Below are 18,293 nucleotides of genomic sequence, written 5' to 3' on the forward strand. Positions count from 1 at the left end.
GGTCAGGCCGCGAGCGCTTGCCAGAGCGCGCGCAGGGCGGTGCCGGCGGGCGCATCGAGCGCGGTGTCGCAAAAGCGCGCGGCCCTCGGGCCCGCGACGCTGTGCGCGGCGTAGTGCGTGAACTTGGCGGCAAGCGCCGCGCGGTCGAGCGGTTGCGCCGCATCGCCTGCGATGGTGCCCACGGTGTGCTGCAGCGTGCCGCCCGCGCGTGTCACGGCGAGCGTGGCGCCGCGGTGCTTTCGCGCTGTCAGGTCCGCATCGGTTTGGAGCACGACCAGCGCTTCGAGCCGCCGCAGCTCGGCGTCGTCGAAGCGCGGTGCGGCATAGACCGAGGGATCGACATCGCCGAAGCGCAGCATCGCCGCGACGCCGAACGACAGGCTGAACTGCGCCTGGATCGGCGTGCGCGGTGCGCGGTTGCCGCAGTAGACGATCGCTTCGTCGTACACGGTGAGCACGATGGCTTCGATGCCCGCGGTGTCGCCGCCCAGTTGTTCGCGGATCTCGCGCGCCGCCGTCGCGCCGTAGTGCACATGGCGCACGGCCGCGAAGGGCTTGATGTAGGCGTCCTGCAGCAGCGACGTTGCCGCATCGGGCAACGGCTGCGCGGTCGCGGCCGAGTGCGTTTGCGCGTAGTGGGCCAGCGCGCCTTCGGGGGCATCGATGCCGGCCGCGCTCGCGAACGCCGCTTGCAGTCCCAGCGATGCGCTGTGGCCGAGGTAGGTGTTGCGCGCGGTGCGGCCTTCGCGCACCGGCAGATAGAGGCTGGTTGCGAGCTGGCACGCGGCGATGTCGATGGCCTGCACGATGCCCGCCGGCGCGAGGCCGAGCAGGCGCGCGACACCCGCCGCCACGCCCAGCGCGGGCCAGTTCGCATCGACATGCATGCCGGGCCGGATGCGCAGCCACGCGCCGCAGCGCGCGCCGACCTCGTAGCCGAGCACGAAGGCATCGACGAAATCGCCGAGGCGCGCACCGCGCCGCAGCGCCAGCGGCAGCAGCGCCGCCACCAGCGGCACGCCGGGGCGGCCGTGCGCGAGCGCGTGGCCTTCGCAGGCCTCGTCCCAGGTCGCGGCCATGGCCAGCACCTGCGCCGCCGCCTGCACGCCCATCGCGGCGCCGCCGGGGAAAGCGAAGTCGCCGGGCTCGCAGGCCGCGAGCGCCGCTTCGAGCCGCCGCACTTCGTCCGCATGCCGGCCCGCGAGCGCGCAGCCGACCGTGTCGACCAGCAGTCGCCGCGCCTGCAACGCAGCGTCGGCCGACGCAGGCTGTGCCGCGTGCAGCGCCACCACGGCCTGCAGCACCGCGCGTTGTGCGTCGGCTTCAGGCTGCATCGGTTTCTTTCTTCGCGGCCATGCGCTGGCGCAGGAGGCGCAGCAGCCCGCCCGCATCGACCATGTCCATGAGGAAACCCGGCACGGGCTCGCACGCGAGCGTGCGCCCTTCGGCATTGCGCACGGCGGGGGTGCGGATGTCGAGTGCGATGCGTTCTCCATCGACCAGCGATTCGGCTTCTGCGCAGGTCAGCAGCAGCAGGCCGACGTTGAAGGCATTGCGGAAATAGAGCCCGCTGTACGACGGCGCGATCACCGCCGCCACGCCCAGCTGCACGAGCACGGCCGCGGCCTGCTCGCGCGAGGAGCCGATGCCGAAGTTGGGGCCGGCCACGATCACGTCGCCCGGCTGCACCTCGCTGGCGAACTCGGGGCGGATGGCTTCGAGGCAGTGCTTCGCGATGATGTCGATGCCGTGCTTCATCGCATGGCCGGGCGCGAGCGCGTCGGTGTCGATGTCGGCGCCCAGGCGCCACACCCGGTGCAGGGTCTGATCGTTCATGCGAGCACCTCGCGCGGATCGGTCACGCAGCCGCGCAATGCAGCCGCCGCCACCGTGTAGGGCGACCCCAGGTAGACCTGCGCGCTCGGCGAGCCCATGCGGCCCTTGAAGTTGCGCGCGGTGGTGGAGATGACGGTCACGTCGTCGCCCATCGGGTCGCCGTAGCCGGAGCAGGCGCCGCATGCGGTCGGAAAGAGCTCGGCGCCGGCGTCCATCAGCGCCTGCAGAACGCCCTCCTCGCGCGCCGCTTCCTGGTCGCGGATGCTGGCGGGCGCCACGATCAGGCGGATGCCGCTCGCCACCTTGTGGCCGCGCAGCACCTGCGCGGCGGCACGCAGGTCGTCGAGCTTGGCGCCGGTGCACGCGCCGATGTAGGCCACGTCGACCGGCGTGCCCACGTAGCGGCTCACGCCGTGCGCGTTGGCCGGACTGTGCGGCGCGGCGACGTAGGGCTCGAGCGTGGAGGCATCGAAGCGATGGTCCGAGAGCGCCGCGCCTTCGTCGGTGAACCAGGGCGCCATGTCGACGGGCGGCGCGCCGGCGCCGGCCAGGAATTCGGCGGTGGTTGCATCGGGCGCGATCAGCCCGGCCTGCGCGCCCAGCTCGGCGCTCATGTTCGAGAGCGTCATGCGCTCCTGCATCGACAGCGCGACGACCGCCGGCCCCGCGAACTCGACCGCCTGGTAGCGCCCACCGTTCATGCCGAAGCGGCCGATCATGTGCAGCATCATGTCCTTGGCGGTCACGCCCGCGGGGAGCGCGCCGTCCCACCACATGCGGATGGTCTCGGGCACGCGCAGCCAGATCTCGCCGGTCACCATCACGCCCAGCATCTCGGTGCTGCCGATGCCGAACATGTAGGCGCCGAACGCGCCGCCCGTGGGCGAGTGCGAATCGCCGCCCACGCACAGCATGCCGGGGCGGATGTGGCCGTGCTGCGGCACCACCACGTGGCAGATGCCCTGGCTGTCGTACACGTGCGGCAGCTGCTGGTCGCGCGCCCAGTCGCGCGCGATGCGCACGATGCGGCGCGAGTCGTCGTCGCGCTCGGGCACGTAGTGGTCCATGACCAGCACCACGCGCGAGCGGTCCCAGATCTGCGCGCCCAGTTCCTCGAGCATGGGTTTGAGGCGCCGCGGGCCCGAGGAGTCGTGGAACATCGCCAGGTCGACGCCGCAGGTCACGATCTCGCCCACCGACACCCGCTCGCGTCCGCTCGCGCGTGCGATGAGCTTCTGCGCCAGCGTCTGCTTCTGCGCGTGCGCCGGCGCGCGGGTTGGAGCCATCGATGTCATTCCGGCTTGGCTCCCGAGAACTTGACCACCTTCGCCCAGCGCGTGATCTCGCTCTGCACGAAGGCGGAGAACTGTTCGGTCGAATTGCCGACGGGAATCGCGCCTTCGGTGTCCAAGCGCTGGCGCATGTCGGCCTGCTGCAGCGCGTGGCGCGCGGCATCGCCGATCTGCTTCACGCGATCCGCGGGCATGTGCGCGGGGCCGAAGAGGCCGAACCACGCGCTCGATTCGTAGCCGGGCAGCGCCTCGGCAATCGCCGGCACGTTGGGAAAGGCCGGCAGCCGCTTGGCCGTGGTCACGCCCAGCGCCTTGAGCTTGCCGGCCTGGATGTGCGCCTTCACGTTGCCCACGGCCGCGAACATCAGCTGCACCTGGCCCGCGAGCACGTCCTGCACGGCGGGCGAGGTGCCCTTGTAGGGGATGTTCACGATGTCCACGCCCGACTGCATCTTGAAGGCCTCGCCGGCCATGTGCAGCGAGGAGCCCACCGCGCCGATCGCGAAGTTCAGCTGCCCGGGCTTGGCCTTGGCGAGCGCGATGAGTTCGCGCACGTCCTTGGCGGGCAACGACGGATGCGCCACGAGGATCGAGGGCGAGGTCGCCACGCAGGTGAGCGCGGTGAAGTCCTTCACCGGGTCGAAGGGCAGCGTCGGGTAGAGCGTGGCGTTGATCGCGTGGCTGGTGAAGCTCATCAGGAGCGTGTTGCCATCGGGCGCGGCCTTGGCGACCGCATCGGCGGCGATGTTGCCGCCCGCGCCGGGCCGGTTCTCGACGATGACCGTGCGGCCGAGCGCCGGGCCCATGCTCACGGCGAGCGAGCGCGCCAGCGTGTCGGTCGAGCCGCCCGCGGGCGCGCCCACCAGGATGCGCACCGGCGCATTGCCGATCTGCGCGAAGGCGCCGCCGGCCCATGCCGCGGCCAGCGACGAGAGGAGGATGTCGCGTCTTTTCATGTGTTGTTCTCCGGGGAAATCGGGGGTAGTTCGCAGGGGTCAGAGCCCCAGGTAGGCGCGCCGCAGTTCGTCGCTGCCGAGCAGTTCGCCCGGCAGACCCGAGAAGCGCACGCTGCCGTTCTCCAGCACATAGGCGCGGTCGGCGATCTCCAGCGACTGGCCCACGTTCTGCTCGACCAGCATCACGGCGAGGCCGCCGTCGCGCAAGTTGCGGATCAGCGAGAACATCTCTTCGACCAGCAACGGCGAAAGGCCGAGCGAAGGCTCGTCCAGGATCAGCAGCACCGGCTCGGCCATGAGCCCGCGCGCGATGGCCAGCATCTGCTGCTCGCCGCCGCTCATCGTGCCGGCGTGCTGCGCCATGCGCTCGCGCAGCCGCGGGAAGATGTGGAACATCTTCTCGACGTTGGCCGCGCGCCGCTCGCGGGCGCGGGTGAAGGAGCCCAGCTCCAGGTTCTCCAGCACGCTCAGGTTGGGAAACACCTTGCGGCCTTCGGGCACCTGGATGAGGCCGGCCTTGACCACGTCGCGGTAGTGCGCGCCGCTCAGGTCCTTGCCGTCGAAGCGCACCGCGCCGCCCCAGGCGGGACACAGGCCACAGACCATCTTGTTGAGCGTGGACTTGCCCGCGCCGTTGCTGCCGAGCAGCGCGACCATCTCGCCCGCGTTCACAGTGAGATCGACGCCGCGCAGCACCTCGACGCGGCCGTAGCCGCCGCGCAAGCCTTGAATCTCCAGAAGTGCGCTCATGCCGTGGCTCCCGATGCGGCCTTGCGCAACCGTGCCGCGGTGCCATGCCCCAGATAGGCTTCGACGACCTTGTCGTCGGAGGTCACTTGCGCCGGGCTGCCCTCGGCGATCAGCTGGCCCTGCGCGAGCACCCACACGTGCTCGGCCAGGTGCATCACGGCCTGCATGACGTGCTCGATCATCAGCACGGTGACGCCGCTGTCGGCGATGCCGCGCACCACCGGCATCATCTCGGCGATCTCCTGCGGGTTCAGGCCCGCGAGCACTTCGTCGAGCAGCAGGAGGCGCGGCTTGGTGGCGAGCGCGCGCGCCAGCTCGAGGCGCTTGCGGCCGGCCACGGTGAGGTCGGATGCGGGCTTGTCCAGCTGCGGCGCGAGGCCCACGCGCAACGCGACGGCCTCGGCGTTTCGCAGCGCTTCGGCGCGGCCGCGCACATGCAGGTGCGCGCCGACGGCGATGTTCTCGCGCACGGTCTGCGCGGCGAAGGGCTTCACGATCTGGAAGGTGCGGGTCATGCCGAGCGCGGCGTTGCGGTGCGGCTCGCGGCCGGTGATGTCCTCGCCCGCGAAGCGCACGGTGCCGGTGTCGGGCTTCAAGAACCCCGACATCAGCGCGAACAGCGTGGTCTTGCCCGCGCCGTTAGGGCCGATCAGCGCGCTCAGGCTGCCCTCGCGCACCGAGAGGCTCACGTTCTGCACGGCTTTGAGGCCGCCGAAGGAGCGCGAGAGGCCGTCGATGGCCAGCAGGGCGTCAGTCATGGCGGCCTCCCTTCGGCTTCCACAGCTGCCGCACCGACAGCCCGATGCCCGCGATGCCGCGCGGCACGAAGATGACGATGAGCACGAGCACCGTGCCGTAGATCACCATGTTGATGCCCGGCAGTTCGCCGAAGAGGTTGCGCGTGAGGTCCGACAGCAGGTGCAGCACGACCGCGCCGAGCACCGGGCCCCACATCGTTCCCATGCCGCCGACGATGGCCGCGACCAGCGCCTCGATCGACACGGCCGGGCCGTAGGCGATGCCCGCGTCGATGTACTGGAACACCTGCACGTAGAACGCGCCCGCCGCGCCCATGAACGCCGCCGACAGGCCGATGGCCCCGAGCTTCACGCGGAACGGATTGACGCCGACGGCGCGCGCCGCATCTTCGTTGTCGCGCACCGCCTGCAGGTAGGCGCCGAAGCGGCCGTTGCGCAGCCACCAGGTGACCAGCAGCGCCGCGACCACCATCGCGAGCACGACCCACAGATAGCCCGCACGCGAGGAGAACTGCAGGTTGCCCACCGATTCGCGCAACGGCACCATGAGCCCGACACCGCCGCCGGTGAAATCCACTGACAGCGCGAGGATGCGGAACACCTCGGCGAAGGCCAGCGTGACGAGCGCGAAGTACGAGCCCTTCAGGCCATAGCGGAAGGTGAGCGCGCCCATGAAGAGCCCCACCAGTGCCGCGCCGACGATGGCCAGCGGCAGCGCGACCCAGGCGTTGATGCCGCCCTGCAGCTGCGCGATCGCCTGGATGTATGCGCCAGTGCCGAAGAACAGCGCATGCCCGAACGAGAACTGCCCGCCGAAGCCGCCCAGGATGTTCCAGGCCTGCGCGATGAGCGTGGCATAGAGCGCCATCATCACGAAGTTGAGCGTGACGCCCGACTTGGTGACGAACGGCACGCACGCGACCAGCACCGCGAAGAGCGCGATGCCAGCGAGTTGCTTTGCGCCCGCGTTCATGCCTTGGCTCCGAACATGCCCTGCGGCCTGAAGAGCACCACGCCGATGAAGATCGCGAAGATGCCGATCTGCCCGAGCGATTCACCGAGGTACAGGCCGCCGAGCGATTCGACGATGCCCACAAGGAAGCCGCCGATCAGCGCCCCCACGAAGCTGCCCATGCCGCCGAGCACGACGATGGTGAAGGCCACCAGCACGAAGCCGCCGCCCACCTGCGGGTTGACGTAGTACGCCGGCAGCAGGAAGCACGCGGCCGCGCCCAGGCACGCGAGGCCGATGCCGAAGCTCATCGCGTAGACGTGGTCCACGTCGATGCCCATGAGCTTGGCGCCCTCCTTCTCCTTGGCCACCGCGCGGATCGCGCGGCCCAGGTCGGTGCGGCCCATGATCCAGAACAGGATGCCCGAGACCACCAGCGCGCCCGCGAAGGCCACGAGCTTGGGCACCGCGATCATCGCCGGGCCGATGGCGACGGTGGTGAGCGAATAGGCCGTGTCGATGTTGCGCGTGTCGGACTTGAAGAACAGCAGCGCGAGGTTCTCCATGACGATCGCGATGCCCAGCGTCGCGAGCAGGATGTTCTCGTCCTTGCCGTGGCCCGCGCGGTTGATGACCACGCGTTGCAGCGCATAGCCGAGCGCGAACATGCCCAGCACGACGATGGGCAGCGCCAGGTACGGATCGATGCCCAGCTTCTCTTTCAGGAAGTACACCGCGTACAGCGCCAGCATCAGGCTGGCGCCGTGCGCGAAGTTGATGATGTGCAGGACGCCGTAGATCAGCGTGAGCCCCAGCGCGATCAGTGCGTACACCGCGCCCGTCGTCAGCCCGTTCAGGACCGACGGGAAAAGAATGCCGAAATCGAACATCCCGCCTTCCGCCTCAGGCCGCGCGCAGCGGGAACACCGGGTCCACTTCGCGGTAGTCGCGCGGGATGATGACCTTGATGTCGTTCTTGACCACCTGCGTCATGAGCGGCTGCGCGCCTTCGTTCTGGCCGTTGACGAACTTGGTCGGGCCGTAGGGCATGAAGTGGTTCGAGAAGGTGCTCTTCTCCAGCGCATCGACGATGGCCGCGCGCTCGGTGGACTTGGCGCGCTCCAGCGCATCGGCCAGGAGCCACATCGACGCATAGGTCATGAAGACCTCGTAGCTGAAGAACTGGCCCTTGGCCTCCACGCGCTTGCGCAGGTCCTGCGCGCGCTTGTCCTTCGGGTTGAACCAGTGGTTGCAATCAATGATGCCGTTGGCCGCGTCCGGAAATTCCTTCACGAACTTGTAGCTGGACGCCGCGCCGCCCAGCACCGAGAAGATCGCCTTGGGCACCACCTTCTGCTGCTGCATGGTGCGCACGAGCAGCGCGTACTCGTTGTAGTAGTTGGCCGGGATCACGATGTCGGGGTTGATCGACTTCATGCGCAGCACGATGTTGTTGAAGTCGCGCGTGGGGTTCGCGTGCTTGACCACTTCCTTCACCTCGAAGCCGTAGCCCGGCAGTTCGCGCGAGAGCAGTTGTGCGGTGCCGGCGCCGAAGAGCGACTCCTCGTGGATGATCATCACGGTCTTGGCCGGGTTGCCCGCGGCCTTGTTGAGCACCAGCAGGTTGGCCATGGCCACCTCGGTCGATTTCTTGTAGCCCGGGCCGAAGCGGAAGGTGTTCTTCAGGCCGCGCTCCACGATCTGGTCGGCCACGCCCACGTCCACCACGTGCGGCAGGTTGTATTTGGCCGCGGCCTGCGTGGTTGCAAGGCAAATGGCCGAGGCGTAAGCGCCCACGATGGCCGAGACACCGGCCTCGTTCATCTTCTCGACCTCGGCGGCGCCCGCCTGCGGCTGCGACTGCGCATCGCCCAGCAGGGCTTCGAGCTTCGCGCCGCCGAGCGACTTGATGCCGCCGGCCGCGTTGATGTCCTCGATGGCCATGAGCGCGCCGAGGCGGCACTGCTGGCCCGAATAGGCGAGCGCACCGGTGACCGGGTGCAGCACGCCGACCTTGACGGCCTTGGGCTGCGCGCCGGCCACGAGCGGGAAGGCAACGGCGGTCGCCAGGGCGGCGGACTGCGACACGAAACTGCGGCGGTTCTGCATGGTGGGCTTTCCTTTTTCTCTTCAGTTGAACTGGGCTGACACGTCTTTGCTGACCCACACCTTCGCGTCGATGCTGCCCACGCGGGAGAGCTGCATTTCGTAGGTGTAGCGGTCGGGGCGGTAGAGGCCGTGCAGCCACTGCACGGGCCGCTCGTCTTCGTCGTAGATGAGGCGGCGCACCGCGAGCAGGGCCGAGCCGACCGAGACATCCAGGTGCTGCGCGATCACGTTGTCGGCCAGGCGCGCGGAGATCGTCTGATGCGCGCGGCCCACCTTGACGCCCGACTCCTCCAGCAGCACGAGGATCGGCTTCTTGGAGAGCTCGCGGCGGCCGAAGCGGCGCGCGATGGTGTCGGGCACGTAGGTGGTGATGTGGGAGAGCGGCCCCTCCTTGGTGGCACGCACGCGCACCGCCTTCTGCACCGCATCGCCCAGCTGCAATTGCAGCGCCTCGGCCACCTGCGTGGAGGCGGTGATGGTCGCGACCTCGATCACCTTCACCGAGGTGTGCAGGCCCATGGTGACCAGGTTCTCCAGCAGGCCGCGCAGGTTGGCGCGCTCCAGGTTCTTCGCGCCCGGCTGTTCACCGGCGGCCGGTGGCGGCAATGCGCGCGTGCGGCGGCCAGGGTTGCGTGCGATCAGCCCTTCGGAGGAGAGCTGCTCGAGCGCGCGGCGCACCGTGACGCGCGCCACGCCGAACTGCGCCATGAGCGCCAGTTCGCCGGGCAGGCCCTCCGCAAAACGCCCCTCGTGCAACTGCTCACGCAGGACCAGATAGATCTGGTGGTATTTCGGCAAAGGCATTTGCGACATGCCTTTGATGTTTTTGCAGTTTCAATGTTCTGTCAATGGGACATTTAAAACCGAAGGCCGCGCTGCCAGGCGCCGGGGGTGAAGCCGAACTGGCGCGTGAAGATGCGCGTCATGTGGCTTTGGTCGGCGAAGCCGCTGGCCGCCGCGGCCTCCGCAAGACCGGCGCCGTGGCGGATCAGGTGGCGCGCGCGTTCGCTGCGCTGCAGCACGAGCCATGCGTGCGGGGGCACGCCGTAGGTTTTCTCGAAGCGCCGCAGCACCTGGTAGGTGCTCAGGCCCGTCATCGCGGCGAGTTCGGCGAGCGTGGGCGGCGCGAGCAGTTCGTCGGCGAGGCGCTCGCGCACCTGGCGCACGTCGGCGGATGCTTCGCGCGAAGGCGCGGCGGTGGAATGGTTGTCTCGCAGCAGGCCGCAGACTTCGGCCAACGATTCCTCGCAGGCGAGCGATTCGGCGCGGTGCGCGTCAGGCGATGCGGCGCGCCAATCGTCGAGCCGGGTGAACAGGCGGCGCAATGTGTCGCCGAGCCTTGCGTCCTGGATGACGGGACGCGTCAACGCCACATCGGCGCCGACATCGCCATTCATCGCGGCCATGACGCCGGCATCGAAATACACCATGCGCCAACGGCGCGACGGCCCGCCGAGCGGCTGGCCGTCATGCACTTCACCGGGGTTGGTGGCGATCAGGTCGCCGGCATGCGCATCGACCTTGCCGCGCCCGCTGGCCGAGCGCTGCGCGCCCTGCTCCAGCAGGCCCAGGCCATAGGTGGCATGCCAGTGCCGGCCGTAGTGGCGGGCACTTTCGATCGCGGTGCCGTGCACGCCCTCCCAGGGCGTGCCGAACACCTGCGATCGATGGTCCGGCGGCGTCTTCATCCGCCGGATGATCGCAGAGGATCAGAGCTTGAAGGGAACTACTTCCTGGCGTTGTTCGCCCAGGCCCTCGATGCCCAGCGTCATCACGTCGCCCTTCTTCAGGAACAGCGGCGGCTTCATGCCCATGCCGACGCCGGGCGGCGTGCCGGTGGTGATCACGTCGCCGGGCATCAGCGTCATGAACTGGCTCACGTAGCTCACGATTTTCGCGACCGTGAAGATCATGGTCTTGGTGCTGCCCGTTTGCACGCGCTGGCCGTTCAGGTCGAGCCACATCGAGAGCTTCTGCGGGTTCTCGATTTCGTCGCGCGTCACCAGCCACGGGCCGAGCGGGCCGAAGGTGTCGCAGCCCTTGCCCTTGTCCCAGGTGCCGCCGCGCTCGATCTGGAATTCGCGCTCGCTCACGTCGTTGATCGTGCAGTAGCCGGCCACGTAGTCGAGCGCGCTCTTTTGCGAGACGTAGCGCGCCTGGGTGCCGATGACCACGCCGAGCTCGACTTCCCAGTCGGACTTGACCGAGCCCTTGGGCAGCATCACCGGGTCGTTCGGGCCCTGGATGCAGCTGGTGGCCTTCATGAAGACCACGGGTTCCTTGGGCACCGGCAGGCCCGATTCGGCCGCGTGGTCCGCATAGTTCAGGCCGATGGCGATGAACTTGCCGACGTTGGCCACGGGGCTGCCCAGGCGCGGCTTGCCCTTGACCAGCGGCAGCTTGTCCAGCTTGGTCTTGCGCAGCTTGGCGATGGCGGCATCGCCGAGCTGGTCGGGACCGATGTCCTTGACGATGGCGCTCAGGTCGCGCAGCTTGCCGTCTGCGTCGATGAGGCCGGGCTTCTCCTTGCCGGGGTTGCCGTAACGGACGAGTTTCATGCTTTCCTTTCAGTGCATTGAATGATCAATAAGTGGAGCGGCCACCCGACAGGTCGAAGACCGCGCCGGTGGAGAACGAGCAATCCTCGGTGCAGAGCCAGCCGACCATCGCGGCCACCTCCTCCACCGCGCCGAAACGGCCCATGGGTATTTTCGACAGCATGAACGCGATGTGCTCGGGCGTCATCTGGTCGAAGATCGCGGTCTTCACCGCCGCGGGCGTCACGCAGTTCACGCGGATGCCGGTGTCGGCCAGTTCCTTGCCGAGCGACTTGGTGATGCCGATGACGGCGGCCTTGCTCGCGCTGTAGGCGCTGGCGTTGGGGTTGCCCTCCTTGCCTGCCACCGAGGCGATGTTGACGATGCGCCCGTAGCCTTGCTTTCGCATCTGCCCGACCACCTCGCGGCAGCAGAGGAACACGCCGTTGATGTTGACCTCCATCACCTGGCGCCAGTCGTCCACCGGGTAGTCCCACAGCTTGACGTTGGGACCGGTGATGCCGGCGCTGTTGACCAGCGCATCGATGCGCCCCGCGTGCGCGAGCGTCGCGGCCACGGCCTTGGCGACCGAGGGCTGCTGCGACACGTCGACCTTCAGCGCGAAGGCCTTGTCGCCGAGCGCCTCGGCGGCCTGGTTGGCTGCCGCCTCGTCGCGGTCCCACAGCGTGACGCTGCCGCCCGAGGCCACCAGCCGCTGCGCGATGCCCAAACCCAGGCCGGTGGCGCCGCCGGTGATGACCGCGTGCCGGCCGGTGAAATCGAGCTGGTTCATATCGTGATGCCGCCGTCGACGGTGAAGAACTGGCCGGTCGCGAAGATCGATTCGTCGCTCGCGAGGAACACGACCACGGGCGCGATTTCTTCGGCCTGCGCGAGCCGGCCCATCGGCTGGCGCGCGATGAAGGCCTTGCGGGCTTCCTCGGGGTCGGCGTTGGCGTTGATGCGGTCGCCCAACGACGGCGTATCGACCGTGCCCGGGCACACCGCATTGCAGCGGATGCCCTTGGTCACGTAGTCGGCCGCCACGCTCTTGGTGAGGCCGAGCACCGCGGCCTTGGTCGTGCCGTAGACGAAGCGGTTGGGCAGGCCCTTCATGCTGGAGCACACGCTCGCCATGTTGATGATGCTGCCGCGCCCGGCCTTGAGCATGCCGGGCAGCACGGCCTGGATGGTCCACATCTGCGCGCGCACGTTGAGCGCGAAGGCGAAGGCCAGGTCGTCGTCGCTCGCCTGCTCGATGGTGCCGTTGTGCACCACGCCCGCGCAGTTGAAGAGCACGTCCAGCGCGGGAAGCTTTGCGAACAGCGCGCCGATGGCAGCCTTGTCGAGCACGTCGAGCTTCACGGCCGTGACGTTCGCTACGCCGGCGTAGCGCTCCAGCAGCTTCTCGTTGACGTCGGTGGCCCAGACCTGGGCGCCCTCGGCGGCGAGCGCCAGCACGCTCGCGTGGCCGATGCCCTGGCCGGCCGCAGTGACGAGCGCGGTCTTTCCCTTCAATCGCATGGTGTCTGTCTCCAATTCGGGTTTGGCCCGATGGGTGACACGGGCGACACATCGTATTCTGAATTGGCCTTACCACTTGTCCAATTCAGGACAACCCTTAACCCTGTTCGTTCACCCGCCCCCTCGCGCCTCCTCGTGCCCCTCCAGACCGTCGAACCCCAGCGCCTCTATCGCCAGATCGCCGACCAGCTGCGCGCGCTGATCGCCAAGGGCGAGTTCGCCGTGGGCGCGCGCCTGTCGGCCGAGCGCGACCTGGCCAAGCAGCTGGGCGTGAGCCGCCCCTCGGTGCGCGAGGCGCTGATCGCGCTCGAAGTCGAGGGCTGGGTCGAGGTGCGCACGGGCTCGGGCGTGTACGTGCTCGACCGCTCGCACCGGGCCGCCGCGCCGGTCGCGCCCACCGAATGGGGGCCGCTGGAGCTGATCCGCGCGCGCCGCGTGATCGAGGGCGAGACGGCCGCCATCGCCGCCCTCGCCGGCAAGCGCAAGGACGTCGATGCGATGACGCGCGCCATCGAAGTGATGCGCGAGATGGCCGACCGCAAGGTGATGCCGCTGGAGGGCGATCGCGCCTTCCACCTGTCCATCGTCAACGCCAGCGGCAACGCGGTGCTGGTGGAGACGGTGCAGAACTTCTGGGACTCGCGCAAGGGCCCGATCTTCACGCGCCTGGGCGGCTACTTCGAGAACGTTTCTTCCTGGCGCTCGGCCATCTTCGAGCACGAGGCCATCCGCGATGCGGTGGCCGCCCGCGACGCCGAGGGGGCGCGTGCCGCGATGCACGCGCACATGGACAAGTCGCACCAGCGATTCAGCGCGAGCTGGCGACGCGCGAAGCCTTCCTGATTTTTTCGCCAGCGGTTTACCTGAATTTTTTCTGCCATGACTACAACGGAGACAAGCCACATGACCAGCAACAGCAGCAAGAACAGCAAACGCACCGCCCTCAAGGCCCTGGCCGCCTGCGCCCTCGCGGCCGGCGCACTGGGCGTTTCGGGCATCGCCTCGGCTCAGACCAAGCTCAAGTGGGCCCACGTCTACGAGACCTCGGAACCCTTCCACAAGTACTCGGTGTGGGCGGCCGAGGAGATCAAGAAACGCACCAACGGCAAGTACGACATCCAGGTGTTCCCGGCCTCCACGCTCGGCAAGGAAGCCGACATCAACCAGGGCCTGACACTGGGCACGGTGGACATCATCCTGTCGGGCGCGAGCTTCGCGGGGCGCACCTACACGCCGCTGGCGATCTCGTACTTTCCCTTCATCTTCCGCGATGCCGAGCACCAGCTGAAGTACGCCAAGAGCGACGTGTTCAACGAGCTCGCCAAGGGCTACGACGACAAGAGCGGCAACCACATCACCGCACTGAGCTACTACGGCGCGCGCCACGTGACATCGAGCGCCGCGCGGCCGGTGAGCAAGCCCGAGGACATGAAGGGCCTGAAGATCCGCGTGCCCGACGCGCCGGCGTACCTCGCCTTCCCGAAGGCGCTGGGCGCCAACCCGACGCCGATCGCCTTCGCCGAGGTGTACCTGGCCCTGCAGAACAACACGGTCGATGCGCAGGAGAACCCGCTGCCCACCATCGAGGCCAAGAAGTTCTTCGAGGTGCAGAAGAACATTTCGCTCACCGGCCACATCGTCGATTCGCTGCTCACGATCTGCTCGGGGCAGCTGTGGGCGAAGCTCTCGGCGGATGAAAAGAAGATCTTCACCGACGTGATGCAGGAGGCCGCCGAGAAGACCGGCCGCGAAATCATCGCCTCCGAGGCGCGCCTGGTGGAAGAGTTCAAGAAGAAGGGCAACAACGTGATCACGGTCGACAAGAACGCGTTCCGCGAAGCGGTGCTGAAAGCCACCAAGCCCACCGACCAAGGCTACCGCCAGCAAGACTACGACCGCATCCTCGCCATCAAGTGAGCTAACCCCCTTGCAGGGGGCGATACCTGAGGCCCGGCAAAGCCGGTTCCTCGGTATCCCCATGAAACACCCATCGCACCATCTGGATCTGTATGACTGAACAAAAGATCATCGACGACGAAGGCCACTTCCATGCGCAGGACGAGGTGGTCGACCTGTCGGACACCATCGCCGAGAGCTGGATCTCGCTGGCCATCTTCTGGCTCCTGGGCCTCACGGTGTTCTACCAGTTCGTCACGCGCTACGTGATGAACGACTCGGCCGCCTGGACCGAGGAAGTGGCGCGCTACATGCTCATCGGCGTGGTCTTCATCGGCGCGGCGGTGGGGGTGGCGAAGAACAACCAGATCCAGGTCGACTTCTTCTACCGCCACATGCCGCGCGCCATGGGGCGCGTGCTCTCGATGGTGGTGGACGTGCTGCGCACCGCCTTCTTCGTGGCGGCCGTGGTGATGACCATCCAGATGATGATGAAGATCGGCAACCAGACGCGCATGACCATCGTGGACCTGCCGATGAACGTGGTGTACGCGCTGTGCGTCTTCGGCTTCGCCGCCATGGCGTGGCGCTCGCTGCAGGTGCTGCGCATCCACTGGAAGCGCGGCTACAGCGTGCTGGAGCGCCCCGAGTCGACGCTGTCCGATCGCTGACCGCGACCGCTGACCACGCACTGCAACGCCAAGAAAAAGACCCATGCTGAAAATCATCTTCCTGTTCTTCATGGCCGGCGGCATCCCCGTGGCCATCGCCATGGCCGGCGCCTCGCTGGTCTACATCCTGGTGAGCGACAGCACGTTGCCGCCCTTCGTGGTGATCCACCGGATGGTGAGCGGCATCGACAGCTTTCCGCTGCTCGCGGTGCCCTTCTTCATCCTGGCCGGCAACCTGATGAACAACGCCGGCATCACCACCCGCATCTACAACTTCGCGCTCGCGCTGGTGGGCTGGCTCAAGGGGGGCCTGGGCCACGTGAACGTGCTGGGCTCGGTGATCTTCGCGGGCATGAGCGGCACGGCCATCGCCGATGCCGCGGGCCTGGGGACCATCGAGATCAAGGCGATGAAGGAGCACGGCTATTCGACCGAGTTCGCCGTGGGCGTGACGGCCGCTTCGGCCACGCTGGGCCCGATCATTCCGCCGAGCCTGCCCTTCGTGATCTACGGGATGATGGCCAACGTGTCGGTGGGCGCACTGTTCCTGGCGGGCATCCTGCCCGGCGCGATGCTGGCCGTCCTCATGATGCTCACGGTGGCCTACTACGCGCACAAGAACAAGTGGGGCGCGGACGTGAAGTTCTCGCGCACCCGGCTCTTCAAGGCGCTGATGGAACTGGCCGTGGTGATCGGCTGGCCCATGCTGCTGTGGGTGCTGGTGGTCAAGCTGGGCACGCCGCCGCAGCTCACGGTGTTCGCGGGGCTGGCATCGCTCTTCGTGCTGGACAAGATCTTCAACTTCGAGGCGCTGCTGCCCATCATGACGCCGGTGCTGCTGATCGGCGGCATGACCACGGGCCTCTTCACGCCCACCGAGGGCGCCATCGCGGCCTGCGTGTGGGCCATGATCCTCGGGTTCGCGTGGTACCGCACGCTCTCGTGGAAGATGTTCGTGAAGGTGTGCCTGGACACCATCGAGACCACGAGCACGGTGCTCTTCATCGTGGCGGCGGCATCGATCTTCGGCTGGATGCTCACGGCCACGGGCGTGACCACCGACATCGCCGCGTGGGTGCTGGGCTTCACCAAGGAAGCCTGGGTGTTCCTGCTGCTGGCCAACCTGCTGATGCTCTTCGTGGGGTGCTTCCTGGAGCCGACCGCGGCCATCACGATCCTCGTGCCCATCCTCTTGCCCATTGCCACGCAGCTGGGCGTGGACCCGATCCACTTCGGCCTGGTGATGGTGCTCAACCTCATGATCGGCCTCTTGCACCCGCCCATGGGCATGGTGCTGTTCGTGCTGGCGCGCGTGGCGGGCCTGAGCTTCGAGCGCACGACGATGGCGATTCTTCCGTGGCTGGTGCCGCTCTTGCTGAGCCTGGGCGTGATCACCTACATGCCCAAGCTCGTGCTGTGGCTGCCCAAGATGTTCTTCTGACCATGACCCCCTACATCCGACTCCATCCCGCCGACGACGTCGTCATCGCGCGCGCTCAATTGCTCGGCGGCACGCTCGTCGAGGACGTGGCCGTGCGCGGCCTGATACCGCCGGGCCACAAGGTCGCGATGCGCGCGATTGCGCAGGGCGAACCGGTGCGGCGCTACAACCAGATCATCGGCTTCGCGAGCAAGCCGATCGCGCCCGGCGAACACGTGCATACGCAGAACCTGGACATGGGGCCGGACAAGGGGGACTTTGCGCGCGACTACGCCTTCGGCGCCGACGTGAAGCCCGCGCCCGCCCAACGCGAGGCGACGTTCATGGGCATCAAGCGCGCCGACGGCCGCGTGGCCACGCGCAACTACATCGGCGTGCTGACCAGCGTGAATTGCTCGGCCACGGCCGCGCGCGCCATTGCCGATCACTTCTCGCGCCGGACCAATCCTTCCGCGCTCGCAGCATTCCCCAACGTGGACGGCATCGTCGCGCTGACGCACGGCACTGGCTGCGGCATGGACACCGAGGGCATGGGCATGCAGGTGCTCTCGCGCACGCTCACGGGCTACGCCACGCACCCGAACTTCGCGGGCGTGCTGGTGGTCGGGCTCGGCTGCGAGGCCAACCAGATCAACGCGTGGCTTGCGACCGGCCACTTGGCCGAAGGCGAGAACTTCCGCACCTTCAACATCCAGGACACGGGCGGCACACGCAAGACGGTGGAGAAGGGCGTGGCGCTCATCAACGAGATGCTGCCGCGCGCCAATGCAGTCAAGCGCGAGCCGTGCAGCGCGGCGCATATCACCATCGGGCTGCAGTGCGGCGGCTCGGACGGCTACTCGGGCATCAGCGCGAACCCGGCGCTCGGCGCCGCGGTCGACCTGCTGGTGGCGCACGGCGGCACGGCGATCCTGAGCGAAACGCCCGAGGTGTACGGCGCGGAGCACTTGCTCACGCGCCGCGCGGTGAGGCGCGAAGTGGGCCAGAAGCTCGTGGACCGCATCAAGTGGTGGGAGCACTACACCGAGATCAACGAAGGCGAGATGAACAACAACCCCTCGCCGGGCAACAAGGCGGGCGGGCTCACCACGATCCTGGAGAAGTCGCTGGGAGCGGTCGCCAAGGGCGGCACCAGCAACCTGGAGGCGGTGTACGAATACGCGGAGCCCGTGACCGCGCACGGCTTCGTCTACATGGACACGCCCGGCTACGACCCGGTGAGCGCGACGGGCCAGGTGGCCGGCGGCGCGAACCTGATCTGCTTCACCACCGGCCGCGGCTCGGCCTACGGCTGCGCGCCCTCGCCTTCGCTCAAGCTCGCGACCAACTCGGCGCTGTGGCAGCGGCAGGAAGAGGACATGGACATCAACTGCGGCGAGATCGTCGACGGCACGGCCTCGATCCAGGAGATGGGGCAGCGCATCTTCGAGCTGGTGCTGGCCACCGCTTCGGGCACGCAGTCCAAGAGCGAGCAGCACGGCTACGGGCAGAACGAATTCGTGCCGTGGCAGGTCGGCGCCGTCATGTAACCCCACACCGCCTTGATGCCGCGCTCTGGCCGGCGCGTCATC

General features: G+C 68.0%; 19 protein-coding genes. 5 read left to right on the top strand and 14 right to left on the bottom strand.

Features of this window, described 5'->3' with window-relative positions; all coding sequences use genetic code 11:
• Positions 1 to 2: 2 nt before the first annotated feature.
• Genes ACZYRS_RS29110 through ACZYRS_RS29175 form a run of 14 tightly spaced genes read right to left on the bottom strand, consistent with a single transcriptional unit; the run spans position 3 to position 12,714 of the window.
• Positions 3 to 1,334, bottom strand: coding sequence for an MmgE/PrpD family protein (locus ACZYRS_RS29110; protein ID WP_463421988.1), 1,332 nt, complete (start codon positions 1,332 to 1,334; stop codon positions 3 to 5).
• Entirely contained in the window at positions 1,324 to 1,836 is a 513-nt protein-coding gene (locus ACZYRS_RS29115) for a LeuD/DmdB family oxidoreductase small subunit (protein WP_463421989.1), read from the bottom strand. Before ACZYRS_RS29115 ends, ACZYRS_RS29110 begins: the two co-directional genes overlap by 11 nt.
• On the bottom strand, positions 1,833 to 3,131 hold the full coding sequence (locus tag ACZYRS_RS29120) for a 3-isopropylmalate dehydratase large subunit (protein WP_463421990.1): 1,299 nt from the start codon (positions 3,129 to 3,131) through the stop codon (positions 1,833 to 1,835). Before ACZYRS_RS29120 ends, ACZYRS_RS29115 begins: the two co-directional genes overlap by 4 nt.
• On the bottom strand, positions 3,128 to 4,084 hold the full coding sequence (locus ACZYRS_RS29125; protein ID WP_042580266.1) for a tripartite tricarboxylate transporter substrate binding protein: 957 nt from the start codon (positions 4,082 to 4,084) through the stop codon (positions 3,128 to 3,130). The genes ACZYRS_RS29120 and ACZYRS_RS29125 overlap by 4 nt, the downstream gene beginning before the upstream one ends.
• Before the next feature lie 39 nt (positions 4,085 to 4,123).
• Positions 4,124 to 4,834 (bottom strand): ABC transporter ATP-binding protein, encoded by a 711-nt coding sequence (locus ACZYRS_RS29130; protein WP_463421991.1) that lies wholly within the window; start codon positions 4,832 to 4,834, stop codon positions 4,124 to 4,126.
• Positions 4,831 to 5,592, bottom strand: coding sequence for an ABC transporter ATP-binding protein (locus ACZYRS_RS29135; protein ID WP_463421992.1), 762 nt, complete (start codon positions 5,590 to 5,592; stop codon positions 4,831 to 4,833). Before ACZYRS_RS29135 ends, ACZYRS_RS29130 begins: the two co-directional genes overlap by 4 nt.
• Positions 5,585 to 6,565 carry a branched-chain amino acid ABC transporter permease gene (locus ACZYRS_RS29140; RefSeq protein WP_198786325.1) on the bottom strand — a complete coding sequence of 327 codons (981 nt, stop codon included), beginning with the start codon at positions 6,563 to 6,565 and terminating at the stop codon, positions 5,585 to 5,587. The genes ACZYRS_RS29135 and ACZYRS_RS29140 overlap by 8 nt, the downstream gene beginning before the upstream one ends.
• Positions 6,562 to 7,434, bottom strand: a complete 873-nt coding sequence (locus ACZYRS_RS29145; protein WP_198786326.1) for a branched-chain amino acid ABC transporter permease — start codon at positions 7,432 to 7,434, stop codon at positions 6,562 to 6,564. The genes ACZYRS_RS29140 and ACZYRS_RS29145 overlap by 4 nt, the downstream gene beginning before the upstream one ends.
• Positions 7,435 to 7,447: 13 nt before the next feature.
• Positions 7,448 to 8,653: an ABC transporter substrate-binding protein gene (locus ACZYRS_RS29150; protein WP_198786327.1), complete on the bottom strand. Its 1,206-nt coding sequence runs from the start codon at positions 8,651 to 8,653 to the stop codon at positions 7,448 to 7,450.
• A gap of 21 nt (positions 8,654 to 8,674) precedes the next feature.
• The gene (locus ACZYRS_RS29155) at positions 8,675 to 9,457 is read right to left on the bottom strand and encodes a GntR family transcriptional regulator (protein ID WP_463421993.1); all 783 of its coding nucleotides are present in this window, start codon (positions 9,455 to 9,457) and stop codon (positions 8,675 to 8,677) included.
• Between the two features lie 53 nt (positions 9,458 to 9,510).
• Positions 9,511 to 10,341, bottom strand: coding sequence for an AraC family transcriptional regulator (locus ACZYRS_RS29160; RefSeq protein WP_463421994.1), 831 nt, complete (start codon positions 10,339 to 10,341; stop codon positions 9,511 to 9,513).
• Positions 10,342 to 10,362: 21 nt separating this feature from the next.
• The gene (locus tag ACZYRS_RS29165; protein WP_463421995.1) at positions 10,363 to 11,211 is read right to left on the bottom strand and encodes a fumarylacetoacetate hydrolase family protein; all 849 of its coding nucleotides are present in this window, start codon (positions 11,209 to 11,211) and stop codon (positions 10,363 to 10,365) included.
• 25 nt (positions 11,212 to 11,236) lie between these two features.
• A complete protein-coding gene (locus ACZYRS_RS29170) occupies positions 11,237 to 11,983 on the bottom strand; it encodes an SDR family NAD(P)-dependent oxidoreductase (protein ID WP_463421996.1) in 747 nt (248 codons plus the stop codon).
• A complete protein-coding gene (locus ACZYRS_RS29175) occupies positions 11,980 to 12,714 on the bottom strand; it encodes an SDR family oxidoreductase (RefSeq protein ID WP_176660030.1) in 735 nt (244 codons plus the stop codon). Before ACZYRS_RS29175 ends, ACZYRS_RS29170 begins: the two co-directional genes overlap by 4 nt.
• Before the next feature lie 135 nt (positions 12,715 to 12,849).
• On the opposite strand from ACZYRS_RS29175, the gene ACZYRS_RS29180 reads away from it, so the two are divergent.
• From ACZYRS_RS29180 to ACZYRS_RS29200, 5 genes are all read left to right on the top strand, one after another.
• Complete coding sequence (locus ACZYRS_RS29180) at positions 12,850 to 13,557, top strand: FadR/GntR family transcriptional regulator (RefSeq protein WP_463421997.1); 708 nt, start codon at positions 12,850 to 12,852, stop codon at positions 13,555 to 13,557.
• Between the two features lie 60 nt (positions 13,558 to 13,617).
• Complete coding sequence (locus ACZYRS_RS29185; RefSeq protein WP_198786334.1) at positions 13,618 to 14,631, top strand: sialic acid TRAP transporter substrate-binding protein SiaP; 1,014 nt, start codon at positions 13,618 to 13,620, stop codon at positions 14,629 to 14,631.
• Between the two features lie 92 nt (positions 14,632 to 14,723).
• Positions 14,724 to 15,281, top strand: coding sequence for a TRAP transporter small permease (locus tag ACZYRS_RS29190; protein ID WP_463421998.1), 558 nt, complete (start codon positions 14,724 to 14,726; stop codon positions 15,279 to 15,281).
• A 43-nt stretch (positions 15,282 to 15,324) separates the two neighbouring features.
• Positions 15,325 to 16,722 carry a TRAP transporter large permease gene (locus ACZYRS_RS29195; RefSeq protein ID WP_198786336.1) on the top strand — a complete coding sequence of 466 codons (1,398 nt, stop codon included), beginning with the start codon at positions 15,325 to 15,327 and terminating at the stop codon, positions 16,720 to 16,722.
• 2 nt (positions 16,723 to 16,724) lie between these two features.
• Positions 16,725 to 18,251: a UxaA family hydrolase gene (locus ACZYRS_RS29200; RefSeq protein WP_463421999.1), complete on the top strand. Its 1,527-nt coding sequence runs from the start codon at positions 16,725 to 16,727 to the stop codon at positions 18,249 to 18,251.
• Positions 18,252 to 18,293: the final 42 nt, after the last annotated feature.

This window comes from Variovorax sp. AC194 (genome assembly GCF_979257995.1).